Source organism: Pseudalkalibacillus hwajinpoensis, from assembly GCF_039851965.1.
Taxonomy (GTDB): Bacteria; Bacillota; Bacilli; order Bacillales; family Guptibacillaceae; genus Guptibacillus; species Guptibacillus hwajinpoensis_E.
Window position 1 is genome coordinate 3811001 of sequence record NZ_CP156674.1, and the last position, 24780, is coordinate 3835780.

Consider the following 24780-nt stretch of genomic DNA (forward strand, 5'->3'; position numbering starts at 1 on the left):
AGGTAAGTAAAAGACTCAACTAATCTGCTTACGTCATTTACTAGAAGAACGAATACAAAAGAAAAAGACTTGCTACAACGGCAAATCTTGGGGTGTATCACTTCTGTGATAGTTCATACGGATTGCAGCTAATCACTTTTCTCATCTCATCTGTTACTTTAAAAGTTTGATCTGGTTTCGAGTCAACGGTTGATGTATGAGGAATAGAGCTTCCATCAAAATGAATAGGTTTTTCATTCATCCAAGCTCCTCCTTTCATCATAAGTCTATTTAACCAGGATATGGTTTGTAATGGAAGAGAAATAATGTATGTATTCTATTACTTTCAGTGGAATAAGACTTAATAACGAGGAAGAAATAAGGTACACTGAAATGAGCCAGTTCATGGTTAACGCGATTTAGTGGCTGATCGTTCGTCAAAGGAGCTTTTGCATATGAATATCATATCGATTTTGCTAGGAATTTTATTTGTACTAAATCTTGTATTTGCAACAGTGGTAATCTTTCTCGAACGTAAAGATGCCGGTGCAACATGGGCCTGGCTGATGGTTCTGTTTTTTATTCCGTTTCTTGGCTTTATCATGTATTTAATATTCGGACAGAACTTAAGTAGAAGGAGACTCTTTGACTGGGAGAACATTAAAAAAGTCGGCATTGAAGATTTGATTGATGAACAGGTTAGTGAAATCAAAGAAGGTATTTATCCATTCCGGCATGAAGAAATAGCAAAGCACAAAGATGTTATTTACATGCATCTTGTAAATGATGATGCTGTTCTAACTCAGGATAATAGCATTGAATTGTTCACAGATGGAAAAGAGAAATTTGATACCCTTATTGAAGACATTGGCAGGGCTAAAGACCACATCCATTTCCAATACTATATTTTCCAGAAAGATAGTCTTGGTAAGCGAATAGTAGATAAGCTTATAGAGAAAGCTCAAGAAGGTGTTAAAGTCAGGGTTCTTTATGATGAAATGGGTTCGCGAAAAACTCGAAAGCGTTTCTTCAGGGAACTCATGAAAGCAGGGGGAGAAGTTGAAGTCTTTTTCCCATCACGAATTCCTTATGTAAACACCCGATTGAATTATCGAAATCATCGTAAGTTAGTAATCATTGATGGCAATCTTGGCTATGTTGGTGGATTTAATGTTGGAAATGAGTATTTAGGGTTAAATCCGAAGTTTGGCTATTGGCGCGATACCCATCTTCGGATAGAAGGAAGTGCAGCCCTTGCAATGCAAACGAGATTTCTATTGGATTGGAACCACGCTTCACATTTTAAAGTAGACTATGAGGAAAATTATTTTCCGGTCATTTCTTCAACTGGTAAAGCAGGTATCCAAATTGTTAGCAGTGGTCCTGATTCAGAATGGGAACAAATTAAGAATGGTTATATTAAGCTGATTACATCTGCAAAGCGAACGGTTTTCATACAGACACCATACTTTATCCCTGATGCGAGTCTATTAGATGCGCTTCGTATCGCCGCGCTAAGCGGTGTTGATGTAAGACTGATGATTCCAAATAAGCCAGACCATCCATTTGTTTACTGGGCCACTTATTCATACGTTGGTGAGCTGTTAAAAGCTGGAGCGAGAATATACATTTATCAAAATGGATTTATCCATGCGAAAACGATTACTGTTGATGGGGAAATTTCCTCAGTGGGAACTGCGAACATTGATGTGCGTAGTTTTAGACTGAATTTCGAAGTGAATGCCTTCATTTACGATGAAGAAATGACTCGCCAGCTTGAAGCCATTTTCATAAAAGATATGGAAAAAAGTGACGAGTTAACCGATTCAGGCTATCATGAACGATCAATATGGATTCGATTTAAAGAGTCCATTTCTAGGTTGCTATCGCCAATTTTATAACGAGGAATTCTAGAATTTTAGGAAGAGGGTGTCGTTAAACGGCATCCTCTTTTTCTATTAATGAGATTAGCGTGAATGTTGAAACAATTATGTCCTGGTCATCGTATTACTAATGGGTATACGCCAGACATTCTATTTGAATTAATTTTCTTTTAAGGAAAAAAGTCCTAACAAAGCTGTGTTATGATAGTTGGGAAGATAAGGAAAATGAATAGCGGGGGAAATGCTATGATTAAAGCGAAAATGAGAAAAACACATGTGCCGTTTCGACTGAATATATTATTTCTCTTTGTATTTCTACTGTTTTCAATTTTAATTCTTAGACTTGGAGTGATTCAGATTGTGCAGGGAGAAGATTTTGAGCGAATTTCAGAACAAACTGAAAATGTAATCGCTAAATCGTCTGCTCCAAGAGGGAAGATGTATGATCGTTATGGCAGAGTACTTGTGGATAATGAGCCAACATTTACGCTGACCTATATACGAAGTCAAAGTACTAAACAGCAGGAGAGGCATGAAGTGGCTAAGAAGCTGGCAACCTTTATTGAAATGGATGCAGATAATGTAACTGAGCGAGATTTAAAGGATTTCTGGATTATTACAAGGGCGGATAAAGCAAAAGCGAAGTTGTCTGAAGAAGAATGGTCGAACTTGAGCTCAAAAAAAGCTTATCAGCTTCAAATTGATCGCATTAATGAAGAAGACCTGAAAGAAATTACATCTAACAAAGATGAGATGGAAATCGCTGCGATTAAGAGAGAAATGGATTCGGGATATGCGTTATCGTCGCAAGCGATAAAGAAAGGATTAACACGTGACGAAATCGCTAAAATTAGCGAGAATCTCGAAGCTTTACCTGGCATTGACATTCAACCTGACGCTGAGCGTGTCTATCCATACGGTGAAACAATGGAAACCATGTTCGGTAACCTTGGCCAAATCCCTAAAGAATCCTTAAAGGACTACACCATGAAGGGATATGAACAGAACGATCTCGTTGGGATTAGCTACCTTGAGAAGCAGTACGAGTCCTTATTAAGAGGTCAAAAAGCGATGAAAAAATACGTAACAGATAAATCCGGGAAGCCTATTGATGAACCTGAAGTTATGCCGGGGAAACGCGGAAATGATCTTGTGCTAACCGTTGATATTGACCTTCAGCAGGAGCTAGAGGTGATTCTTGAAGAAGAATTGAGAAAGGCAAGGGCTAGTGGAAATCCTGAAGCTGATCGAGCATTCGCAATTGCGATGAATCCGAACACGGGTGAGATCTTATCATTTGGAGGTACGAAATACGATTCAAAAGAAAATGATTATATGGAGTATTCTTACGGTACATTATCAGAATCGTATGCGATGGGTTCCTCTGTAAAAGGAGCATCAGTCCTAACAGGATATGAGGCAGGGGTTATTGGCCATGGCACGACCTTGTATGATACACCAATTATAATTGCTGAAGGCATGCCAAAGGCATCATATGCGAATCTTGGCTATGTGAATGATGTGACTGCTCTTGAGCGGTCATCAAACGTGTACATGTTCCGTATTGCTATGATGATGGCGAACTATGACTATGTACCAAGAACTGCAGGAATTCCCTGGGATACAGATGCTTATAGCGAAGTTCGCTATTACTTTAATCAGTTTGGTCTTGGTACCAAAACAGGTATTGATATGCCGATTGAGTCCACGGGTATCAACGGGGGTATCCAACAGGTTGGTAACTTAATGGACTTGATGATTGGTCAGTTTGATACGTATACACCATTACAGATGGTTCAATATATTTCAACAATCGCTAATGGAGGAAAGCGAATTCAACCTCACTTTTTAAAAGAAGTTCATGAAGCCTCACACGTAAATGGACTTTCCGATATTATTGTTGAACAGCATGAAACAAATGTTTTGAACCACATTCAAATGAGTGACAGTGATATTAATAGGGTTCAGAATGGTCTGTGGAGAGTAACCAATGGAAGTGATGGTACTGCGACTAAATACTTTAAAGGAGCTGATTATAGCCATGCAGGAAAAACAGGGACTGCTGAAATAGGTGATAAATATAACCTTACCTTTGTAGGTTATGCACCGTATGAAAACCCTGAAATTGCACTTGCTGTAGTAGTACCAGACATGACGGATGACGGAGAACCGATTAATAAAGAAATTGCTCAACGATTATTTAAGGCTTACTTTGATCTGAAAGAAAAGCCTAAACCAGCTACGCCAACAGACGAAGAGGCAGAAGAAGCTGCATAGAATCACTAAAACAAACCCTCACCTTTAACAATAGGTGAGGGTTTGTCATTTTGATTACCAGATCCCAAGCACATCTAACATTACTAAAAGGATAAGTAGCGGTGCGACGTAACGAATAAGGAAATACCACGTTTCAAATAGTCCCCTTTTCAACCCACTTCCACGCTTTAATTCTTCAAATAAAGCTGTTTTCTTCATTTTAAGAGGTACAAAGATTGCGATAAGCAGGGCGCCAATTGGTAAGAGTATATTGCTTACTGCATAATCAGCTAGGTCAAAGATGGTTTTGTTAAATAGCGTCACATCGCTTAGTAGTCCATATGAAAGGGCGGATGGGATCCCGACGATAAAAATCAAAAGGCCAATGATCCATGCCCACTTTTTACGTTTATTTCGTTCGCCTTTTGAAATGACAGAAACAATAATTTCAAGCATAGAGAAGGCTGACGTTAAGGCGGCAAACAGGAAGAGCACTAAGAATGCAATGAAGAAAAGCATTCCGAACGGTAGTTGACTGAATACAGTCGGCAGCACATTAAAGAGCAGAACAGGGCCAGCACCGACTTCCAAATCAAAAGCAAACACCGCAGGGAAAATAGCCAGACCTGCCAGTAGCACGATAAAGATATTCATTGCTACAATCGAAATCGCTGAGCGTGGTAAGCTCTGAGTTTTTGGTAGATAGGAGCTGTACGTAACCATGACAGACACACCAACACTTAAGGTGAAGAAAGACTGTCCCATTGCTTCAAGAATGGTTTGAGAAGTCACTTTTGAGAAATCGGGTTGCAGTAAAAAGACGATCCCTTCCATAGCGCCTTCAAGTGTGACAGCTCGAATCACAAGGATAATGAAAAGCAGGAACAGAGCAGGCATCATAATTTTACTTGCCTGTTCAATCCCTTTTTCTACCCCTCTTGCAACGACGAGAATGGTTAATAAAATAAAGACGAACTGAGCTAATACGCTAATAAATGGATTGGAAATAGTTGTCCCGAAAACCTCTGCATACTCATCAGAAGATAACCCGGTTAGTTGACCAGTAAAGGCTTTGTAAAGATAGGAAATAATCCAGCCTCCGATAACGCTGTAAAAAGAGAGCAGGATAAAAGAAGTGACCATTCCCATAATCCCTACCCGATACCACTTTGATGCAGGAGCAATTGTTTTATAAGAATCTACTGCGTTGCTTTGTGCAGTTCGTCCAATGGAAAATTCAGCGAGCAGCAAAGGTAAACCGAGTATAAGGGTAAATAAGATAAAAATCAGGAAAAAGGCGCCACCTCCATTTTGCCCGGCGGTGTAAGGAAATTTCCAGATGGCTCCAAGTCCAATTGCGGATCCAGCTGCGGCTAAAATAAACCCAAGCCTTGAGGACCATTGTTCGTTCTGACTCATGCTCATTCTCCTTTCGTTTTTTGATTGAATGCTGATCACGTTAGCGCAAAAAAAATCGCCCCTACGTTATCCGTAGGGACGATTGTTATCGCGGTACCACCCTGATTGTGAGATAATCTCACCACTCGTTTGTGTAACGATCTTCACCGTCTTTTGCCAGTGCAAAAGAAGCTCCAGAAATGAAATTCACGTCCTTTTATGTACCGATTCTCACCAACCATCGGCTCTCTACAACAGGGAAAGGGCAGCTACTTATTTTCCTTCAACGCAGTTCAATTTATTTAAGGTTATTCAATTTTTATCATGTTCAAGTTACGGTGTCAATATGATTTTGGATATGGAAATATTATCAATCCCTTGAAAAAACCTTAAAAGAGGATTGTCAATTAATGTGTTTTTCGAGTTATTTGTCTTCTTTTTCTTTCTCAAAGTGAGCATCTACTGGTCCTTTTTGCTGCTCGTCTTTTTTCTTTTTGAGACGGAGTGTTTGTAAGATTTTCTTGTAATTTAGAGAGTAAGTTTTTGGTTCGTAATGTTCAGATGCTCGAATGTCTTCTGTTGAAGCTCGCATGAAGGACCACCCGAGCATAATCATGATAAAGAGAAGTGGGAATCCCCCCACAATACTTGCGGTTTGCAGGGTACCGAGACCTCCTACAAACATGAGGACAAGTGGCATTAAGCAAAGTGCAAATGCCCAGAAGAGACGATTCCAGCGTAAAGGCTCATCCTCCACTTCTTTTTGTACAACGGAGGCAAGGATATAGGAACTCGAATCAAAAGTTGTGGCAAGAAAGATAATCGCCAAAATAGTGAAAATAAAAATCATGAGCCAGGATAATGGGAGTTGTCCGATCGTGTCGATGATGGCTCTCGGCGCACCCTGGTCATTCAGCACGCCGATAACATCGAATTTTCCTGTTAGTTGCATATGAAGACCGTAGTTGCCGAGAATACCGAAAAACAGAAGACTACCAAAGGTGCCATAGCTAATCGTACCTAGGATCATTTGCTTAATGGAACGCCCACGTGAGATTTTCGCAACAAACAATCCAACAAAAGGAGCGTATACAAGCCACCATGCCCAGTAGAAAACAGTCCAGCTTTCGGGAAACCCTGTTTCGTTGTATGGTCCTAGAGCGTTGTATGGCTCTGTCCACGTACTCATATGAAAAAAGTTATCAAGCAGCAAACCAACGCTGTTCGTGGTCGTTTCGACGAGAAAGCGAGTTGGCCCAAAAATTAGGACAAAAAGAAGCAGGAAAATCGCCAGAACTAAATTGATGTCTGAAAGAACTTTGATTCCTTTTCGTAAACCGGAATACGCACTAATTGCGAAAATCGCAGTTACGAGCACAAGAATGAAGGTTTTTAACACCATTGTTACACCAATACCAGTGAGTGAATTGATACCTTCTGCAATCATTGGTGTTCCTAGCGCAAGTGTAGTACCCGCTCCGCCAAGTAAACCGAACATAAACAGTACATCAATCAATGTGCCTAGTGGTCCATCAGCAAAATTCCCGATTAAAGGTCTCGTAGCTTCACTGATTTTCAACACTGGTTTTTTCCGAACATAATAAAAATAGGCCATTGGCAAAGCGGGCAATGTATAGATCGCCCATGCAATCGGCCCCCAGTGAAAGATTCCGTATGTACTAGCCCATAAAATCGCATCTTTCGTTCCAGGTTCAATGCCGAATGGAGGGCCCTGATAATAATAAGCCCACTCGATTGTCCCCCAGTATAAAATACTCGAACCGATCCCGGCACAGAAAAGCATACCCACCCAGGAGAAGTTATTGAATTCAGGACGCTCGTTTTCTTCACCGAGTTTAACGCGTCCATTGTCACTGAATGCAACATAAATGAGGAAAAAGAAAATCCCCAGTCCTACAATCAAGTAAAGGACACCAAATTGTGTTGTCACAAACTCATTTGCTTTGTTGACAAACTCCTTACCACTTTCAGGGAAAAGAACGAGCGGGACAGTCACGAGAAGTAATAAACATAGTGCACCGAGAAACGTAGGCCAATCAATTAACCGTTTATCCATCACTCATTAACTCCTTTTCAGTACCATTGTGAGCTTAGTTTCTAACAAATTGGGCTTTTTATACGATGGCTCTTTAGATAATAGCGTCTTAAAAAGCTTCAGCATTTGTTATAGTAAGGTAATGAAGATGCAAGGAAAGGAGTGAGAGGTTTGAAGCCATTTACAGAAAGGGTCGTTCATATCATTCAACAAATACCACCTGGCAAGGTGATGACTTATGGCCAGATCGCTGGTCTCGCTGGTAGTCCGCGCGGCGCAAGACAGGTCGTTCGTATTCTGCACTCGATGAGTAGCAAGTATGATTTACCGTGGCATCGCGTTATAAATGCAAAAGGTGAAATGGGAATTAAGAGTGGGGAGGGCTTTATCAGGCAGAGGATGCAGCTAGAGGAAGAAGGTGTGGAATTTTCATCTCAGGATAAAATTGATTTGAGAGTGTACCAGGCGATTGGATCGAATCAAAACTTACCATACATAAAAGAAGATGACCTTATGTAAGATCATCTTCCTGTAAAACAGGCTGATTACAGGTTTTAATGGTATTAAAATAATAACAGATGCATGCATCATTTTATTGAAAGGAAGCATTTTCTCGTGGTTAAAATAAAAAACCACCCAATTCCTGAGAAAAGGGTGGGAATTGCCTGGATTATTTACTTGTTTCGATGCATGAGATCAAACGCTTCTCAATATCACTGCCGATTTCATTCAAAGTATCGTCACCAGTTAGCCCGAGAAGTGTAGTTGGTTTTGGCATACCGATTTTTGTTTGGCCTTCATCATCAAAAACAACGATCTTGCACGGAAGAAAATAACCAACGAGTTTATCTTTGCTCAATACACGTTCTGCTTCTTTGGGGTTACAAACTTTTGTATACCCTGGAGTGTATTATTTAAACAGGATCAGGTTAATAAAAAGAGGCAGGTTAATGAAATCGTCTGCTTGGAGAAAGGATAACGTGTTTTTTAAAAGCGAATCTTATTTCGTCATTTTAAATGCGGCATTGAGCTGTCCGCGGATCATCTCATCTCTGATTTTATCTTTATCTTTTTGCTTCTCTTTTTTGTACATCTTTTTAATCTCAAAGGTTTGCATTCCATCTTCAATCTGGTTAGCAATATCCATTAATTTCTCTACATCCGTAAATGAGAATTTTCGAGTACCTCCACCTGATCTTTCCGGGAGGATAAGGCCTCTTTCCTCATAGTAGCGAATTTTTCGTAAAGATAGTCCGGTTAACTCACTGACAGATCCGATCGGCAAAACTTTTTTATCTTTGTATGACATCTGCAGTCACTCCCTATGAACATATTCATAATGCAGCTAGAGCTACATATACTAGTCAAATCATCGTGTTAAACTGGTAATCTGGTATCATTATATCATATAGAAATTAAAGAATTTACAAGAATGTTAGAATATCTAACGCATCACATGTCCTGGATGTAAAGAATGTGTAAGGAAAGGTGCCGCGAAGCTTGTGGTTTTTGCCGAGGGATGTCAAAATGAAAGAGTGCAAACGGTTGTATAAGATTTGAAGGAGGATGTTTACATGGCGTACACAGAAACCGTTTTGATCACAGGGAAAGTAACGATGGCCTTTATAATGGATTTTGTCAAAACTGCGAATGACTTTACTAGCTATATTATTGTGGAAGTTGATGGCAAACGATTGAATGCCAAAAGTCTGCTCAGCATGGGACGCCTTACAGGTCACTTTGGGCCAATTACGATCATTGCGACGGGCCCTGATGGAGAAAATGCTGCAAATCACCTGAAGCAGCTATGTGCCGGTGTTCAAAAGAAGAGCGTTTAAATAAAAACATTTTTTTTTGAGTGTTTATGTAAACGCTTTAATTTCATTTAAGTAAAAACCCGCCTTAAGGTACTGGCGGGTGGTGCTTCCGTTTAATCATGTTGTTTCTCAAATGATTTTCCTAATTCTTTAGAACGTTTTGTCGCCCCGGTAACACAGGCCACGATGGCTTCCTCAAACTGATACTCTTCTAAAATAGCTAGTGCAGCCTGTGTTGTACCACCTGGACTCGTTATCCTTTCGCGGAGAAGGGAGGGGGAATGGTTCGTAATGCTTAACATTTCAGCTGCTCCGGTTATCGTCTGCAGAATTAAGCTTCGTGCTGTTTCTTTGTCCAGACCGTTAGCACTTGCTGCTTTTTCCATACATTCCACCATATAATAGAAGTAGGCTGGTCCGCTTCCTGATAAACCGGTAACAGCATCAAGTTGATCTTCGGGAACTAGAGCCACGGTTCCGATCGTTTCAAATAGTTGTGTAGCAAATAATGAATGAGTGGAATCGGTGTACTTTCCTGGTGAAATGGCGGTGGCAGAAGCCCCGATGGTCGCTGATGTGTTCGGCATTGCACGGACAACGGGTGTTTTTGTTTCGAGTGACTCCTCGATATATGAAGTTGTTACTCCTGCTAGAACAGAAATAACGAGATGGTTATCTGTCATATATGGACGTATTTCTTCTAACGCATGAGCCGCGTCAATTGGTTTCACCGCTAAAATGATCACATTAGATTGCTCAATGAGTTCTTTAAGGCAATGCGTCGTTTCTACGTTATATTTTTTTCTCAATTCATAAAGCCGGGCAGAATTTGAGCGATTCATAAGAATAAGCTGTTCTGGATATACAAATTCACTTGTAATGATTCCCTCCACCATTGCTTCGGCCATTGAGCCGGCCCCGAGAAATCCGATATTCGTTAGGTTCGTCATTTCTCACCCCTCATCCTTTCCATGTCAAAAACGCCCACTCATCCTTATTTAAAGGACGAATGGGCGTGATTCGCGGTACCACCTTTATTTGATATCATCTGATATCCTCAAACTCCCTGTAACGTGGGAAGCGGTTGCGTTTCTGCAACAGGCTCCCGGGTAGGTTCAAAGCTAGCAACGTTAAGGAATCTTTCAGCCGACGAATTCCTTTCTCTGGCACCTGCCTTAGCTTTTACTAATCCCGTTCAAAGCCATTTATTCATTCTAATTTTACATAGTATGCACCGGATTTTAGAAAATGTCAACCATTTTTTTAAAAATTCAGAATTAAGCTATCTTACTATAATGACAAATGGTGGAGAGAGGGGTAGAATGAAAGGTAGGGATAGCATGTAAAGAAAGCAGAGGTGGCGGTTAAATTGAATATAACAAAGGCTAATGAAATCCTTTCAATCACGGTGCCGACCCCGTTTCCAGTTGGTCCGGTAAATTGTTATGTTATTAAAGGGGACGCAATTACACTCGTAGATACCGGCCCCCGTACTTCAGAAGCAAAAGAGGCTTTACAATATCAACTCCAACAGCACGGTCTGACATTTGAACAGTTAGATCAGGTTGTACTAACTCATCATCACCCAGACCATATTGGGCTTGTTGGCATGTTGATGAAGGAAGGAAAGCAGGTACTGGGTCACTGGAAAAATGATCGATGGCTTCAGCTGAGCGATTCCTTCTTAAAGGAGTATGAAACGTTTATGACTAGCATATATCGGGAGGCAGGCGTAAGTGAAGAATATTTCGATCATGTTCGGGATGTAAGAGGGTATCATTCTTATGCTGATCGTGCGCAATGTGATTTTCACCTTTCGGAAGGTGATTCAATACCAGGATGCACAGGATGGACGGTTATGGAAACTCCTGGCCATGCTCAAAGTCACATTTCTTTACTCCATGAACAAAGCGGGACAATGATCGCAGGAGACCATTTAATTAAAAACATTTCTTCAAATCCTCTCCTCGAGCCGCCATATGTGAAGGGGACTGAACGTCCAAAGCCACTTCTTCAACAGCGGAACTCTTATCAAAAAACTCTGGACGCACATCTTTCTTTTGTATATACCGGTCATGGAGAACCTATTTTAAATCCAGATGAATTAATTAGAGAACGCTTTTTGAAACAAGAAGATCGCTCTGCTAAAGTGGCTTCTTTCCTGAAGGAAGAGCCTTTGACGGCATTTGAATTGTGTCAAAAGTTATTTCCGGGGATCTATAAAAAACAAACTGGCTTGACTCTTTCTGAAACGATAGGTCATCTCGATTATTTGTTTTCAGAAGGCGTGATTACTAAAATACAGAGTGGAGAAAAGGCGCTTTACAGAAGACGCTAGAGGAGGAGCAGATGGATTTAAACAATAAAGTAGTGCTGATTACAGGGGCTTCAAGTGGAATAGGGCGGCAGTTGGCTCTTGATCTAGGAAAACAGGGTGCAAAGCTCATTCTCGTCGCTCGATCAGAAGAAAAGTTGATGAATGTAAAGAAACAAATTGAATCAGCAGGCGGTTATGCACCGGCTGTCTGGTCAATGGATGTTGGTGATGGGGGACGGATTGACCACCTCCTGCCCCAACTACTTCCTGAGATGCCTGCGATTGATATTCTTGTTAACAACGCAGGGTTCGGGAAATTTGATGCTTTTGCTGAAGCTGATATGAAAGATATTGAAGCCATGTTTAATGTAAATGTGATCGGCTTAATGCGTTTTACTTCTCATGTGCTGCCGAGAATGATACTGGAAGGTAAAGGCCACATTGTCAATATCGCTTCACAGGCAGGCAAATTAGCTACACCAAAATCTTCCGGCTACTCAGCTTCAAAGCATGCTGTGCTCGGGTTCTCAAACAGCTTGCGAATGGAAGTGAAGTCACATGGGATTTCTGTCACAACAGTTAATCCAGGTCCAATCAAAACTAACTTTTTTGATATAGCAGATAGTAGCGGAACCTACACGAAGAACATTGAAAAAATGATGCTAACACCTGAGAAAGTGTCAGAGGAAATCATTTCAGCGATTGAAAAAGGTAAGCGTGAAGTGAATCTGCCACGCTGGATGAATGTAGGTGCGAAACTATATCATACTGCACCCGGATTGGTGGAAAAAATAGCTGGCAAGTTTTTTGATCAAAAATAAGAATGCGTGGAAAGGTATCTCGCCAGATACCTTTCCATTTTTTGTTTCTGTCTTACAAAGGAATCTTGAAGAAAAAGAGAGAAGAAAACAGCCAAAAGGTGGAAGAGTGAAAATAGGCGAACTGGAAATTGATGCTACCAATACATTCTTTAACTTTTATGACCCAGATGACAATAAGCTTCAGATGTGTTTCTGGGAGTGAAGTATCGCGTTTCTCCGGGGATAAGAACTCTGGAAAGTGTTTATGTTAAGCTCCACGATCAGCCATCCTAAATCCACTTGACTAAAAACGGGAAAAGTGGTTAAATTATCTTAATTTTATAAAAGTATTATAAATGCGATGAAAAGAAGAGTAATTAAGTTGCGTTTCCGTCAGAGACCTCCAGTAGCTGAGAAGGAGGAAAGCGTTCTTAATGAATAAAGACTTTGAGCTGCGTAATTAACCTTTTAAGAGGAGAAATTACGACGGGTTCTCCCGTTATAGAGATAGGGTATTAGTAGTTGATACCTGTAGAGTTTGGTATGGTGACATATCGATTAACTGAGGTGGTACCGCGATTAACTCTCGCCCTCAAGAAGGGAGGACTTCTTGAGCGCGAGAGTTTTATTTTTTGAAATTGAATTGGAGGAGAAACAATGAATGTACTTTTAAAAGATATTAAAACAGAATTGGGCTCAAATCGCTTGATTTTAAGGATGCCACAGCCCGGAGATGGGAAAGTCGTAAATCATGCTATTAGATCCTCTATTAATGAGTTAAAGCCGTGGTTAGGTTTTGCCCGAGAGGTTCCAACCGTTGAAGAAACGGAGATTAATACAAGGGATGCCCATATCAAATTTCTAAAGCGTGAAAGTTTGAGGTTTCTTATTTTTTTAAAAGAGACGAATGAATTTGTAGGTTCTACAGGATTTCACAATATCGATTGGGAAATTCCTAAGCTTGAAATTGGCTATTGGATCGATACGAGGTTTAGCGGAAATGGCTACATGACTGAAGCTGTCGATGTACTAACTGACTTTGCTAAAAATGAATTAGGATGCAGAAGAATTGAAATCAGATGCGATCGTGAGAATGATAAAAGTCGCTCAGTTCCAGAGAGGATTGGCTATCAATTAGAAGGTATTCTGAGGAATGAGGATTTATCGATTGATAAACTAAAAGTAACTGACACGTGCATCTATGCCAGGGTGTATTAAATTTCTTGAATGCCTGTTTACATCACCAAATAGAGGTTATTCCTATAGTGTTGGCTTAGTTTGCCGAATCCCCCGTTGAAGTAATGCCTGTCTGAGCGTTCCGAAAATAGGCACCCCACTTAAGTTAATATCGGCAGCGGTCACCGAGAATGCAATGGATGGTTGGATGCCGCAAACAGCCATGTTTATGCCACTATACATCAGAGCCTGCTTCATACGACTAAGACTAGTTGCCATAGGCTGATCCAGACTTAAAACCCCTGAAAGGTCTACCAGGATATCGCTTACCTTTTGAGTATTGCAGACACTCAATGTTTCCTTCATCATCCGGTCGGCGTGCTCAGATTGCAGTGAACCGGTAATTGGCAAGATAGCGAGGCTCTCTGTAATCGGTATGATACTGATATGTAGCCGATCATTCGCTAGTATTTCCCGTTGGTTCTCCTGATTGCGGAATGCTATGCAAATATTATTATACGTATACGAAACTTCCTCAATAATGGAATCAATTCGTTTGCTTACTTCACTCGAAGAAACCGTGTGAGAATTTAATTGAATCTCTCTTAGTGCTGTTTCGAAACTTACCTGCCGAAAAAGGGTCAGAACTCTAAAAGAATCTTCAAGAGGAATCCCACTCGAAATCCCACGCTTACCAGTTATTTTGACCCAATCTATAATTTCATTTTGGATTTCTGATTGTTCCTGATAAATTGCTTTACCTAGGTACTCCAAAGCTCTGCTCGCCAATCAAGTATCTGATTTTCCTTTATTTTCGAAAGCTTAAGTTTTCTTCCGTAGTTTTCATCCTGGAGAGCAAAAATGAACTTCCCTAACTTATAGCGGTCAGTGATTATTTTATTTCCAATTTCATATAACTCATTTTGCATTCATTCATCCTCCTTCTCTAAGTCGATCTAACTGAAATGGGAATCATTCAGGGGACGTTGGGGACCGCTTCATATAAAGGGGGGCGGAGGAGGCTGCTATTTAAATCTTTCTCCCTTACTTCGACTTTAAAAGTCGTTCCCCTCTAATTTGCTTCCTATTTCTCGTTCATCCTCTTTTTTTCATAAAAAAAGGAAAAGGGTCTTCACCTTTTCCTCACCTCATCACGCTTCCACCTGATATTTTTAGAGATTCTCCAACAATGTTTTCTGAAGCGGTAGAAAGAAGATAAATGATGCTGTTTGCTACTTCTTCAGGTTGAGTAATTCTGCCAGAAGGCATTGCTTCTTCTACTGCTTTTAGTTCTTCTTCAAAACTTTTATTTTCTCTTTTTCCTTTTGATTCAATGCTGTTCCGCCCCATCTCAGTGTCAACAAACCCAGGACACACCGCATTAACTCGGATGCCATCTTGAATGGCTTCATGTGCAAATGACTGAGTAAATCCTGTTATGGCAAATTTCGATGCGCTGTATGCTGTATTGCCATAGGTTCCGCGTAATCCTGAAAGAGAGGAGAGGTTGACAATTGCCCCTTTTTGTCCTTCCACACGCATCCGTTGATAGACAGCCTGGGTAAGCAGCACTGTCGCCGTATAGTTAAGATCCATTACTCTTCTGAGATCTTCCTCTGTTAGCTTATCGAGCGTATCACCGCCACCAATTCCCGCTGAGTTTACTAGGCCAGTAATATTTCCATTCTGGTTAATGGCATTTTCAATTAATTCTGAACGGTCATCTTCGCTCATAAGGTCAGCAGGAATACTTGCTATCTTCGCATCGTTAGAAAGCCCTTCACATTCTCTTTTTAGCTTATTCAGTTTCTCTTCATTACGACCGGTTATTGTAACAGCGGCACCAGCTTGAACGGCTGCTTTTGCTGTTTCGTAACCAATACCACCCGTGGCTCCTGTGATAAGTATGTGATCATGCTTCAATGCATCCTCTTTAAAAATACTCATTGCCGCAACCTCCTTAACGTATTCTAGCCACTCTTTTCCCGATTCCACTTTTATAAAACCTCTGGACAAGTAGAAAGGACAGATAGCACAAGGGCTAGCTGTCCAAATAAATGGTTCATATACGGAAAAGCTTCACAGTTCACATTATTGAACGCCGACTGCGTCGAAAGCTTTGTTAACAGATTGCACTTCTGAGCTGCTTGCTCCGTAAAGGTCTGTAGCGGCCTGTACAGCAGCTGAACGCATCTGACTAAAGCTCGAAGAAGCAGTTAAGTATTGTGTGAGAGTACGATAGTAAATAGCGCCAAGCTTGTCCTTGCCGATGCCTGATACTGTTACACCGTAGAATGTTCCGCCTTCGCTAAGCAGATAGGCTGCTTTGTTCATGATTCCGCTATTAATGTGAACGCCGCCGTTATCTTGTGTTCCTGTATAACGGACGGAATAATGATCGGGATCCCCAAACTGAGATGGGTCTGACATAGAACGAAGAGCATCTCCTGATGTGCCAGGTGTGTAAATATCTTCCCCAATTAACCAATCTGGATTGTTGTTGTCGTGGTATTCCACGAGGGTACCAAATACATCTGACATGGATTCATTCAAAGCACCTGATTCATTTTGATAAATAAGATCGGCTGTTGTATCTGTTACAGCGTGTGTTAATTCATGAGCTACCACATCTTCGCCTCCGGATAGAGAAACAAAGGTAGAACCATCACCATCACCGTATACCATCTGACTTCCGTTCCAGAACGCATTATTATAATTTCGTCCGTAATGCACAGTTGATTCTAACGGCGCGCCATTTCCGTCGTAGCTATCACGATTAAAAACGTCTTTGTAATAGTCGTACGTAGCACCGGCGTAATAGTGGGCATCTACTGCAGCAGCATCGTAGCTTGCGTTAAATGCATTGTCTGCGTCAGCCCAGAGCGAGCCTGGTAGCCTCGTCCGATTTGCAGCATCGTAAGTAAAAATACCGTCACCTCTTGTTGTGTCCTTTAAATAGTAAGTAGAGGAAGAAAGAAGTGTGTTAAACGTTTTTGGATCACCAAGGACGCCCGTTCCTGTGCCTGTTGTGATCGTTCCAGTTACGTTACCACCACCGCCTGGCTTACCGACTCCTTCTTTCTTTGCCTCATGGAGCGCGTTGAAGCTAGTGAGAACCTCTCCGCTTGTTGCATCAATTATGTATTGCCAGTTTCCTGGTTCTGGCGAAAGGAAGTTAAGCGTCACATGATAGGCATAGCTTGCAGATTCACCTTCTGAATAGACGACAAGAGTGGACTCTGGCTTTTGTTCATAGTCAGGTGTAAAGCCAAGATCCGTTTCAGCTTTTTGAATGGCGTCCTGTTTTTTGAATTTCGTTGCTTTCTTAAGCTCTTTCTTCGATCCGAGATCTGGAATAACAGTACCTGAAACAGCTGTTAGTACGCCATCTTTATCAACATGGACTGTTTGAGTTGACCCATAAACCGGTGTGTCTTCATACAACTGCTGCAAACGAAAGACTGTGAATCCAAGCTCGTCTTTCTCGGTGGATAAAATATCGAAGGATTCTTGTGCGGTTGATCCGCTAAATTGATACAGGCTTTTTTGATCATTAAGGTAATCGAATAAAATTTCTTTCGGATTCTTAGAAGTAGCCTTCGTCAGCTTCCCTGAAACAAAAGAAGGTGTGCCTGCTTCTTTATTGATGTTTGAATTGTCAGCTGCGAATGACGATGTCGGAGCGAGCATGCTGCTCACCAATCCTACGGATAATCCAATCGATAGTAAGTTCTTCTTTCTCATTCCTTTTCCCCTCTCGTGATTAAGATGAGATTACTTTATCACGAGAAGTTAAAAATTCAAACTATTTAAATAATTTTGATAAATGAGACCTATACGTTTGGATACGTAACTGGTTCGTTATTACTGTAAAACAAAAAACCACATGATTCAAAAGGCTCAGGTGGTTATGTATTCATAAACAAGATCGTGAACAATCATATGGAAGGGAGTTTCGTTTTGCTCGTTTTTCCTTTCAAGTGAATGAAGGATAATATGGTGGATTTCTTCTTCTGTCAGCGGAATAAGTGATACATCTCCAAAATAATCTTCCAACGTTTTTATAACTAATTTTCTTGTGAATGTTATGGATTCCAAGCGCCATTCCCCTCTCTAGCTTCCTGGATACTTTAGCGAATCAATCTTTTGGCGTCAAGATGTTTTAAGACTGGAAGAAAGTACTTATTGAAAACAGAACGTATATTCGAGTAAAATACGGGTATAGATAAAAGAGAACAAATGTTCTTGTTTAACTTATGAAAGGGGTGGTGTAGATGGATTATTCAAAATTTAAAAAGAAAACGATTTTGTGTATTGATATGAAAAGCTTTTATGCAAGTTGCTCTGCAGTAGCAATGGGGCTTGATCCGCTTACATGTCATCTGGCTGTTGTAGGTGACACAGAACGGAAGGGGAGCGTTGTGCTTGCAGCTTCACCTGCCTTAAAAAGAGACTTTGGTATTCGAACAGGTAGTAGGTTGTTTGAAATTCCTGATGACGAAAGAATTCATATTGTAAATGCGAGAATGGCCTCGTATTTAAAACAGTCTATGGAAATTACGAAGCTGTTTCATCGGTATGTGCCATCTGAGTGTATCCATACGTACAGTGTTGACGAATCGTTTCTTCAGATCGATGGAACAGAAAAGCTCTGGGGGAGCAAGTTTGAAGTAGCGAAGAAAATTAAAGACGAGATCAGCGAGACGTTCGGACTGCCCTGTGCGATTGGGATTGGTCCAAATTTACTGATGGCGAAGCTTTGTCTGGATCTTGAGGCGAAAAAAAGTGGTATTGCAGAGTGGACGTACGATGATATTGAGAAGAAGCTCTGGTCACTTGAACCGCTTAGCAGAATGTGGGGGATTGGTCCCCGAGTAGAGCGCACGCTGAACCGGATGGGCATCAGGAACGTGAAGCAGCTTGCGAATTATCCTTTGCATCTGCTTGAGCAGAAGTTTGGAATTATGGGGAATCAACTCTATCACCATGCATGGGGAATAGACCTTTCGGAAATGGGTGCTCCCATTATGCAGGGGCAGATCAGCTTCGGAAAAAGCCAAATTTTATTACGTGACTATCATGATCCCAAGGAAGTTAAACACGTGATTCTTGAAATGAGTGAAGAGGTAGCAAGACGGGCGAGGCGTGCGGGGAAGGCGGGACGCACCATCAGTCTTGGTATTGGTTACAGCAAGGATGAAGGAGGGGGAGGGTTTCATCGGTCAAAAAGCATTGATAGCCCAACATCCATTACACTTGAAGTTTATGGAGCGTGTTTAAAGCTTTTTGAACAGTTCTATGAGCGAAGAACCGTTCGGAAAATTTCCATTAGCCTTTCTAACATTTGTGATGATGAAGAAGTGCAGCTGGATCTCTTTAACGAAAAACGACCGAAACAGCACGACCTTGGATATGTAATGGATTCAATCAGAGAGAAATACGGTTCAGATGCGCTGCTGCGCGCGGTTTCCTATACAAAGGGAGGTACAGCACTGCATAGAAGTAAACTTGTCGGAGGTCACAAAGCGTAGAAAGGAGTTGCTGGCACGTGATTCGCGATCGTGGAAATATTAAATGGACGTCAATGATGTTACCAGAGCATGTGAAAGAGCTGAGAGGTTGGAAGGCGGCAGAACGAAAAGAAGATAAACCAGTATTGGATGAACAGAAAATAGAAGAGATAAATGAAGTGATTTGTGAAGCGATGGCGTTTCATCGCCCGCTATATTTTTATTATTTTAAAGACGGTGAAACCTATGTTATACATGGCTATGTTCATTATTTCGATCAGCTTAACCGTGAGTTTCGCATTATTGATGACACTGAGAAGAAAAGAAGGATTCCACTAACAGATCTTGTTCATGTGGAAGCGAGGTAGAATGGTAGTACTCCCCATGAAGAGAAAAGTTTTTCATTCGTAAAACCGGGTAAAATAGGTATAAACCAAAATCCGGAGTGAGATAAGAGATGTTATTAGCTGAGCACCTTAACCATTACAAAGAAAACATTAAAGGCATTGACATTCACTATGAGTATTATAAAAATAATAAAGCGACGGACCGACCCGTTATTACTCTCCTTCACGGCTTTTTATCTTCGAGCTTCAGCTTTCGAAGACTGATCCCATTACTTACAAAAGGGTATACGGTAGTTGCTATCGACCTTCCGCCATTTGGACGAAGTGAGAAATCAAACTGTTTCGTTCACTCCTACCAGAATTATGCAGAAGTGGTAGTGGAACTGCTTGAAAGGCTTTCTGTTGAACAGACGGTTATGATTGGTCATTCAATGGGAGGGCAGGTGGCGATGCGAGCTTCCGCTATAAAGAGTAACCTCGTTAGCAGAAACATCTTGCTTTGCAGCTCTGGATACCTTGAGAAAGCAAAGCAAAGTCTCGTTTACACTTCTTATCTACCGTTTTTCTCTGTATATTTGAAACGCTGGCTGTACCGCAAAGGAGTAAGAGCAAATTTATTGAATTGCGTTTATGATTCAAAGCTGATTGACGAAGAGATGATGGATGGCTACATTCAGCCGTTTTTCAATGAAGGCATTTTTCGTTCGCTAGTAAGAATGATTCGTGATCGTGAAGGCGACCTTTCTGAGGCAGAACTGAAACAAATTCATACACCTAGCCTGTTAATTTGGGGCCAGGAAGATCGAGTGGTGCCACTCAAGGTGGGGAAACGCTTAAGTGAAGATTTACCAAATGCGGAGTTAATCATTTATGAAAAAACTGGGCACCTTCTTCCTGAAGAACGTCCACAATTAATTATGAAAGATATCGAACGATTCCTGGCACGTTAGCACGAAATCAGCTAGGATCAAACTCCTTTATCAAAGGAGTTTTTTTATATCCCAGTCATTCACAGTTGACTCATCAGAATAATGCGTGCTACACTGCTGTTCGTTGATAACTGCATATTACTTATTAAGAGAAGTGAAGGGACCTGGCCCAATGAAGCTTCAGCAACCTCTGTTGATCAGAAAGGTGCTGCTTCCAGCAAGAGAAATCTTGAGAGATAAGAGTAAGGCCCTCTTCTCTTGAAGTGGGCTTTTTTAGTGTAACTGTAATGAAGTAGACAGAAGAAGGAGATAGAGACAATGGACGATCAGATAAAAGGAAATGGCCTGGCATTGCTGCCGCTTGGCGTATTTATTGTACTTTTTATTGGGACAGCAATTATTACAAAAGATTTTTATAGTATGCCGGTGATTCTTGCCTCATTGATTTCAGCAGGAGTAGCGCTATCTATGAATCAAAAAGAAAGTTTTATGAAGAAGGTTGAGGTGTTTTGCCGCGGTGCGGGTAATTCAAACATCATTTTGATGATTCTTGTCTTTTTGCTAGCTGGAGCTTTTGCAGGAACAGCTGAGAAGATTGGAGCGGTAGATTCCATTGTAAATCTGGGCATTTCAATCCTGCCTGCAAATCTTTTAATTGTCGGCCTGTTTCTGATCGGTTGCTTTATATCCATTTCGATGGGTACGTCAATGGGGACGATTGTGGCACTCGCTCCAATTGGAATTGGGATTGCTGAACAGACAGGTGTCGCACCAGCCCTTGCTTTATCAGCGGTGATTGGTGGAGCAATGTTTGGGGATAACCTCTCCATGATTTCCGATACAACGATCGCGGCAGTGCGAACGCAAAATACACAAATGAAAGACAAGTTCAAAGTGAACTTTCTCATCGTTCTTCCTGCAGCAGTCATCACCACCATCATCTATGGCGTGATGACGATGGGAGCACACGCTACAGTCGGTGGCGATCGTGCTTTTGAATTTATCACAATTATCCCTTATCTAGGTGTGCTGGCGGCTGCAATCGCTGGAGTCAATGTCCTTATTGTACTCGTTAGTGGCACGGTATTTGCAGGGATTGTAGGACTGTACAATGGTTCATTTGGAATGAACGGTCTTGTTTCTACGATTACGGAAGGCATTAAAGGTATGGAAGACCTGGCAATGATTGCTCTTATCATCGGCGGTATGATCGAGGTAATTAAGCACAATGGCGGGATTCAATACGTGCTTGATAAAATTTTAAGCAGAGTAAACTCGCGTCGAGGAGCTGAGTTTGGAATAGCCGGGCTTGCAAGTGTGCTTGATTTATCGACTGCAAATAATACGATCTCCATCATTATGGGTGGACCACTTGCGAAGAATATCTCAGAAGAATATGGGGTTGATCCGCGAAAATCAGCCAGCATTCTTGATATTTTTTCCGGAAGTGTGCAGGGGATGCTGCCATATGGCGCCCAGGTACTTGCGGCTGCCGGTCTTGCGTCCATTTCGCCACTTGCGCTGCTGCCGTATTCTATTTATCCTATTTTAATTGCTGTGGCGGGTATCGTAGCGATTTCAATTAACTATCCGGGATTTAAGAAAAAGGAAGAAGCTGTAGGAAAGACATAAATTTAAGTGTGAACGATCAAAGAGTAAATAGAAAAGACAGGCTCCTTCATTATCGAGGAGCCTGTCTTTTTGCTATCCTTCAATCTGCTTTTGAAGATTGACAATTCGCTGGGGAAGAATGTACAAGTATTCGATCAATGAGTCTAATAAATCAATAATAAGATTTGCGGTTTCTTCGCTTGTTTCTTTCTCGAGACAGAGCAAGTTGTTCAAGTTGCTCCCTTTTCCCATTTGTTGCCCGAGTTTAATGATTGGTTCTTCAAGATCAATCTGTTTAGCAAGAGCTTCTAGCTGCTTGGATAAAGGTTGCCCGAGCTCATTTTCTGACAGGAAGCTACCTGTAATGCTTTCAAGCACGCGATTGGCCATAACTGCTGTTGCTGTCCAATCTTTCATATTATGTACGTTGACTGCTGAGCGATATACTCTCTCTAGATCGTCCGGAAGTCTGGACGTCCCGATTAGTCTGCCAAGTGGTTCGCGTGTGAATGAAGTTTGGTGTACAAATAACTCAACTTCTTCCCCGCGATCGCTATGAGTTGTTTTAATTAGAACGAAAAGAACGGCTTCTTTACAAACCGAACAACGTGAGAAAGTTGAAAATACGGCCTGGTTAATTTGATAATCGAATTTTAATTGGAATGAAGCGTCATTTGCACACTCTGGACACTCTGTATTAGCGGATTTCGGAAGCTTTGTTTGTCCGTATTTTACAACCGAATTAATTGTTGTCTGTTGTATCTTTCTCATCAAATACCCCCTGAATCGAATTTAAGCAAGTTTGTAGTAAACCCTGAAGAATAAAGGTGTAGTTAATAACCGGATTCGTAAAGTAGGAATTGTGTGAAGAGTGTGTTATCAACTTATATTATTCGCCCCTAATGGAAATAAAAGGGGGTTCGATTACGCTATAAAGACTTCACTTCAATAAAACGCAACAAAAGTCCTTTTTTTCTTCGAGTAAAATAGTACCAAAATTGTGAATAAATTGACAGGAAAAGGACTGAGATTCTAAACTATAGGTTAATGGATAAGAGGAGGAACAGCTATGAAACAAGGACGACTTTTTATAAATCAGTTATGGAAGGAACATGATCGAGCGAAGGAGCTCTTAACATTCGCTTCTGCAAACACGCCGGGAATCCCTTCTCAATCTTCACAAAAAAATACCGGGGTGAAGCAATCTGGACCAGAACCTGCTTATAATCGAAGAAAAGTGATTGGTTTACTACTTGGTCCTGCACTATTCTTTTTTCTAATGGCCTTTTTTCATCCCGATGGTTTATCACAGGCGGGCCTATCTGTGCTCGCAAGTACGGCATGGATTGCAACATGGTGGATTACAGAAGCGATCCCAATTCCAGCGACGTCTCTTCTGCCGATTATACTCTTCCCACTTACAGGTGGACTCGAAGGTGATTTAACCGCTTCGGCTTATGGTGACAATACGATTTTTCTCTTTATGGGCGGTTTTTTGATTGCGCTTTCAATGCAGAAATGGGACCTACATAAACGGATTGCACTTGTTATTATATCAGCAATCGGAACGAGTACGGAGCGAATTGTACTTGGATTTATGGTTGCAACAGGGTTTTTATCGATGTGGATTTCAAATACAGCCACATCTATGATGATGGTGCCAATTGGTCTGGCTGTCATTTATCAAGTATCAGAACAGTTAGATATGAATACCGAGGAGGAAACACCGCGGTTTAATTTTGGAAAGGCGATAATGCTTGGAATTGCCTATAGCGCTTCGATCGGTGGGCTTGCAACATTAATTGGAACCCCGCCAAACACGATCTTTGCGGCTGTAGTAAATGAACTATACGGCATTGAAATTTCATTTGCGAGATGGATGATGTTTGGCGTGCCGCTGATGATCATTCTTCTATTTGGCTGTTGGTATTATCTAGTGAAAATGGCCTTTCCAATGAAGATTAAAGAGCTTCCAGGAGGTAGAGAAGTCATTACGAAAGAGAGAAAAGATCTTGGTGAAATGTCACCTGAGGAAAAAGTGATTTTGATCGTTTTCTCGCTCACTGCGCTGGCATGGATTAGCCGTTCGTTTGTGTTGAGTGAGCTTAATCCAAACATAAATGATACCGTCATTGCCATGATAGCTGCGATGCTTCTATTTCTTATACCGGCCCCATCAAAGAAAGGATCATTTCTACTCGACTGGAAGACAGCGAAAGGACTTCCGTGGGGGATTTTGCTTCTATTTGGGGCAGGCCTTGCGATTGCATCAGGTTTTCAGGAGTCTGGACTCGCAAAGTGGATTGGAGAACAGTTAACCGTTCTTGAAGGGATTCATCTCTTCGTCATCTTGCTTCTTGTCACAGCCCTTGTCATATTCCTGACAGAAATTACGTCTAACACAGCAACAGCAACGATGATGTTTCCTATTATGGCATCACTGTCATCAGCCATTTCAGTACATCCGTATGCGTTAATGATTGGTGCTGGGGTTGCGGCTAGCTGTGCGTTTATGCTTCCGGTCGCAACTCCACCGAACGCCGTTGTTTTTGGTTCAGGTTATTTGAAAATTCCTGATATGGCTAGAGCGGGTTTTTGGCTTAATATGACATCTATCATCATCATCACGCTTGCCATCTACTTTTATATGCCAATCGTGTGGGGGATTGATTTGACCCAATTCCCAGCTGATTTAAAATAA

23 protein-coding genes, 1 pseudogene, 1 riboswitch and 3 other annotated features are annotated in these 24780 nt (G+C 41.3%); of the genes and pseudogenes, 12 read left to right on the forward strand and 12 right to left on the reverse strand.

All coding sequences use genetic code 11. The annotated features are described in order from the left end of the window. Positions 1 to 97 precede the first annotated feature (97 nt). Entirely contained in the window at positions 98 to 241 is a 144-nt protein-coding gene (locus tag ABFG93_RS19710) for a hypothetical protein (protein ID WP_347549708.1), read from the reverse strand. 193 nt (positions 242 to 434) lie between these two features. Between ABFG93_RS19710 and cls the strand changes: the two genes are divergently transcribed. Continuing rightward, positions 435 to 1880, forward strand: coding sequence for a cardiolipin synthase (gene cls / locus ABFG93_RS19715; protein ID WP_347549709.1), 1446 nt, complete (start codon positions 435 to 437; stop codon positions 1878 to 1880). A 228-nt stretch (positions 1881 to 2108) separates the two neighbouring features. Then, the gene (locus tag ABFG93_RS19720; RefSeq protein WP_347549710.1) at positions 2109 to 4139 is read left to right on the forward strand and encodes a peptidoglycan D,D-transpeptidase FtsI family protein; all 2031 of its coding nucleotides are present in this window, start codon (positions 2109 to 2111) and stop codon (positions 4137 to 4139) included. A gap of 54 nt (positions 4140 to 4193) precedes the next feature. On the opposite strand, the gene ABFG93_RS19725 is transcribed toward ABFG93_RS19720, so the two are convergent. Then, positions 4194 to 5537 carry a sodium-dependent transporter gene (locus ABFG93_RS19725; protein WP_347549711.1) on the reverse strand — a complete coding sequence of 448 codons (1344 nt, stop codon included), beginning with the start codon at positions 5535 to 5537 and terminating at the stop codon, positions 4194 to 4196. A gap of 71 nt (positions 5538 to 5608) precedes the next feature. Then, positions 5609 to 5812: a binding site (T-box leader), on the reverse strand. A 128-nt stretch (positions 5813 to 5940) separates the two neighbouring features. Beyond that, positions 5941 to 7593, reverse strand: a complete 1653-nt coding sequence (locus ABFG93_RS19730; RefSeq protein WP_347549712.1) for a BCCT family transporter — start codon at positions 7591 to 7593, stop codon at positions 5941 to 5943. A 210-nt stretch (positions 7594 to 7803) separates the two neighbouring features. Between ABFG93_RS19730 and ABFG93_RS19735 the strand changes: the two genes are divergently transcribed. Next, complete coding sequence (locus ABFG93_RS19735) at positions 7804 to 8091, forward strand: MGMT family protein (RefSeq protein WP_347552904.1); 288 nt, start codon at positions 7804 to 7806, stop codon at positions 8089 to 8091. A 151-nt stretch (positions 8092 to 8242) separates the two neighbouring features. Here ABFG93_RS19735 and ABFG93_RS19740 read toward each other — a convergent pair. Next, positions 8243 to 8464, reverse strand: a pseudogene (locus ABFG93_RS19740) (DUF302 domain-containing protein); the annotation flags it as partial. Between the two features lie 108 nt (positions 8465 to 8572). Then, the gene (locus ABFG93_RS19745; RefSeq protein WP_347549714.1) at positions 8573 to 8881 is read right to left on the reverse strand and encodes a MerR family transcriptional regulator; all 309 of its coding nucleotides are present in this window, start codon (positions 8879 to 8881) and stop codon (positions 8573 to 8575) included. A gap of 265 nt (positions 8882 to 9146) precedes the next feature. On the opposite strand from ABFG93_RS19745, the gene ABFG93_RS19750 reads away from it, so the two are divergent. Then, on the forward strand, positions 9147 to 9410 hold the full coding sequence (locus tag ABFG93_RS19750; protein ID WP_347549715.1) for an HPr family phosphocarrier protein: 264 nt from the start codon (positions 9147 to 9149) through the stop codon (positions 9408 to 9410). A gap of 92 nt (positions 9411 to 9502) precedes the next feature. Here the strand turns inward: ABFG93_RS19750 and proC are convergent, their stop codons facing one another. Continuing rightward, a complete protein-coding gene (proC, locus tag ABFG93_RS19755; RefSeq protein WP_347549716.1) occupies positions 9503 to 10339 on the reverse strand; it encodes a pyrroline-5-carboxylate reductase in 837 nt (278 codons plus the stop codon). 48 nt (positions 10340 to 10387) lie between these two features. Then, positions 10388 to 10597: a binding site (T-box leader), on the reverse strand. Positions 10598 to 10758: 161 nt separating this feature from the next. Between proC and ABFG93_RS19760 the strand changes: the two genes are divergently transcribed. From ABFG93_RS19760 to ABFG93_RS19770, 3 genes are all read left to right on the forward strand, one after another. Beyond that, a complete protein-coding gene (locus tag ABFG93_RS19760; protein WP_347549717.1) occupies positions 10759 to 11727 on the forward strand; it encodes an MBL fold metallo-hydrolase in 969 nt (322 codons plus the stop codon). Between the two features lie 11 nt (positions 11728 to 11738). Continuing rightward, positions 11739 to 12527: an SDR family NAD(P)-dependent oxidoreductase gene (locus tag ABFG93_RS19765; protein WP_347549718.1), complete on the forward strand. Its 789-nt coding sequence runs from the start codon at positions 11739 to 11741 to the stop codon at positions 12525 to 12527. 331 nt (positions 12528 to 12858) lie between these two features. Further along, positions 12859 to 13103, forward strand: a binding site (T-box leader). Positions 13104 to 13163: 60 nt separating this feature from the next. Continuing rightward, positions 13164 to 13724 carry a GNAT family N-acetyltransferase gene (locus ABFG93_RS19770; RefSeq protein WP_347549719.1) on the forward strand — a complete coding sequence of 187 codons (561 nt, stop codon included), beginning with the start codon at positions 13164 to 13166 and terminating at the stop codon, positions 13722 to 13724. Positions 13725 to 13766: 42 nt separating this feature from the next. On the opposite strand, the gene ABFG93_RS19775 is transcribed toward ABFG93_RS19770, so the two are convergent. The 5 genes from ABFG93_RS19775 to ABFG93_RS19795 all read right to left on the reverse strand — a co-directional run bounded on the left by ABFG93_RS19775 (position 13767) and on the right by ABFG93_RS19795 (position 17780). After that, positions 13767 to 14456: an STAS domain-containing protein gene (locus ABFG93_RS19775; RefSeq protein WP_347549720.1), complete on the reverse strand. Its 690-nt coding sequence runs from the start codon at positions 14454 to 14456 to the stop codon at positions 13767 to 13769. Continuing rightward, positions 14444 to 14611 carry a hypothetical protein gene (locus ABFG93_RS19780; protein ID WP_347549721.1) on the reverse strand — a complete coding sequence of 56 codons (168 nt, stop codon included), beginning with the start codon at positions 14609 to 14611 and terminating at the stop codon, positions 14444 to 14446. The genes ABFG93_RS19775 and ABFG93_RS19780 overlap by 13 nt, the downstream gene beginning before the upstream one ends. 214 nt (positions 14612 to 14825) lie before the next feature. Beyond that, positions 14826 to 15629 carry an SDR family NAD(P)-dependent oxidoreductase gene (locus ABFG93_RS19785; RefSeq protein ID WP_347549722.1) on the reverse strand — a complete coding sequence of 268 codons (804 nt, stop codon included), beginning with the start codon at positions 15627 to 15629 and terminating at the stop codon, positions 14826 to 14828. Between the two features lie 144 nt (positions 15630 to 15773). Further along, on the reverse strand, positions 15774 to 17426 hold the full coding sequence (locus ABFG93_RS19790; RefSeq protein WP_431522024.1) for a M4 family metallopeptidase: 1653 nt from the start codon (positions 17424 to 17426) through the stop codon (positions 15774 to 15776). A 156-nt stretch (positions 17427 to 17582) separates the two neighbouring features. Then, positions 17583 to 17780 (reverse strand): YqzH family protein, encoded by a 198-nt coding sequence (locus tag ABFG93_RS19795; protein ID WP_347549723.1) that lies wholly within the window; start codon positions 17778 to 17780, stop codon positions 17583 to 17585. Between the two features lie 176 nt (positions 17781 to 17956). Here ABFG93_RS19795 and ABFG93_RS19800 point away from each other — a divergent pair, with 176 nt between their 5' ends. The 4 genes from ABFG93_RS19800 (at position 17957) to ABFG93_RS19815 (ending at position 22100) form a co-directional block, all read left to right on the forward strand. After that, a complete protein-coding gene (locus ABFG93_RS19800; protein ID WP_347549724.1) occupies positions 17957 to 19213 on the forward strand; it encodes a DNA polymerase thumb domain-containing protein in 1257 nt (418 codons plus the stop codon). A gap of 17 nt (positions 19214 to 19230) precedes the next feature. Further along, on the forward strand, positions 19231 to 19560 hold the full coding sequence (locus ABFG93_RS19805) for a YolD-like family protein (protein WP_347549725.1): 330 nt from the start codon (positions 19231 to 19233) through the stop codon (positions 19558 to 19560). A gap of 89 nt (positions 19561 to 19649) precedes the next feature. Beyond that, a complete protein-coding gene (locus ABFG93_RS19810) occupies positions 19650 to 20489 on the forward strand; it encodes an alpha/beta fold hydrolase (RefSeq protein WP_347549726.1) in 840 nt (279 codons plus the stop codon). A gap of 118 nt (positions 20490 to 20607) precedes the next feature. Continuing rightward, positions 20608 to 20711, forward strand: a riboswitch (SAM riboswitch). Positions 20712 to 20786: 75 nt separating this feature from the next. Next, positions 20787 to 22100 (forward strand): Na+/H+ antiporter NhaC family protein, encoded by a 1314-nt coding sequence (locus tag ABFG93_RS19815; protein WP_347549727.1) that lies wholly within the window; start codon positions 20787 to 20789, stop codon positions 22098 to 22100. Between the two features lie 72 nt (positions 22101 to 22172). Here ABFG93_RS19815 and ABFG93_RS19820 read toward each other — a convergent pair whose 3' ends face one another. Next, positions 22173 to 22850, reverse strand: coding sequence for a hypothetical protein (locus ABFG93_RS19820; protein ID WP_347549728.1), 678 nt, complete (start codon positions 22848 to 22850; stop codon positions 22173 to 22175). A gap of 298 nt (positions 22851 to 23148) precedes the next feature. Here ABFG93_RS19820 and ABFG93_RS19825 point away from each other — a divergent pair, with 298 nt between their 5' ends. Beyond that, entirely contained in the window at positions 23149 to 24780 is a 1632-nt protein-coding gene (locus ABFG93_RS19825) for an SLC13 family permease (protein WP_347549729.1), read from the forward strand.

Bases quoted from the DNA above. Each gene is read 5' to 3' on its own strand.
- ABFG93_RS19780 (WP_347549721.1), bottom strand. From the start codon at position 14,611: ATGCAAAATGAGTTATATGAAATTGGAAATAAAATAATCACTGACCGC.
- ABFG93_RS19800 (WP_347549724.1), top strand. From the start codon at position 17,957: ATGGATTATTCAAAATTTAAAAAGAAAACGATTTTGTGTATTGATATG.
- ABFG93_RS19720 (WP_347549710.1), top strand. From the start codon at position 2,109: ATGATTAAAGCGAAAATGAGAAAAACACATGTGCCGTTTCGACTGAAT.
- ABFG93_RS19825 (WP_347549729.1), top strand. From the start codon at position 23,149: ATGAAACAAGGACGACTTTTTATAAATCAGTTATGGAAGGAACATGAT.
- ABFG93_RS19765 (WP_347549718.1), top strand. From the start codon at position 11,739: ATGGATTTAAACAATAAAGTAGTGCTGATTACAGGGGCTTCAAGTGGA.
- proC (WP_347549716.1), bottom strand. From the start codon at position 10,339: ATGACGAACCTAACGAATATCGGATTTCTCGGGGCCGGCTCAATGGCC.
- ABFG93_RS19790 (WP_431522024.1), bottom strand. From the start codon at position 17,426: ATGAGAAAGAAGAACTTACTATCGATTGGATTATCCGTAGGATTGGTG.
- ABFG93_RS19735 (WP_347552904.1), top strand. From the start codon at position 7,804: ATGACTTATGGCCAGATCGCTGGTCTCGCTGGTAGTCCGCGCGGCGCA.
- ABFG93_RS19750 (WP_347549715.1), top strand. From the start codon at position 9,147: ATGGCGTACACAGAAACCGTTTTGATCACAGGGAAAGTAACGATGGCC.
- ABFG93_RS19810 (WP_347549726.1), top strand. From the start codon at position 19,650: ATGTTATTAGCTGAGCACCTTAACCATTACAAAGAAAACATTAAAGGC.
- ABFG93_RS19770 (WP_347549719.1), top strand. From the start codon at position 13,164: ATGAATGTACTTTTAAAAGATATTAAAACAGAATTGGGCTCAAATCGC.
- ABFG93_RS19725 (WP_347549711.1), bottom strand. From the start codon at position 5,537: ATGAGTCAGAACGAACAATGGTCCTCAAGGCTTGGGTTTATTTTAGCC.
- ABFG93_RS19710 (WP_347549708.1), bottom strand. From the start codon at position 241: ATGAATGAAAAACCTATTCATTTTGATGGAAGCTCTATTCCTCATACA.
- ABFG93_RS19815 (WP_347549727.1), top strand. From the start codon at position 20,787: ATGGACGATCAGATAAAAGGAAATGGCCTGGCATTGCTGCCGCTTGGC.
- ABFG93_RS19820 (WP_347549728.1), bottom strand. From the start codon at position 22,850: ATGAGAAAGATACAACAGACAACAATTAATTCGGTTGTAAAATACGGA.
- ABFG93_RS19785 (WP_347549722.1), bottom strand. From the start codon at position 15,629: ATGAGTATTTTTAAAGAGGATGCATTGAAGCATGATCACATACTTATC.
- ABFG93_RS19730 (WP_347549712.1), bottom strand. From the start codon at position 7,593: ATGGATAAACGGTTAATTGATTGGCCTACGTTTCTCGGTGCACTATGT.
- ABFG93_RS19745 (WP_347549714.1), bottom strand. From the start codon at position 8,881: ATGTCATACAAAGATAAAAAAGTTTTGCCGATCGGATCTGTCAGTGAG.
- cls (WP_347549709.1), top strand. From the start codon at position 435: ATGAATATCATATCGATTTTGCTAGGAATTTTATTTGTACTAAATCTT.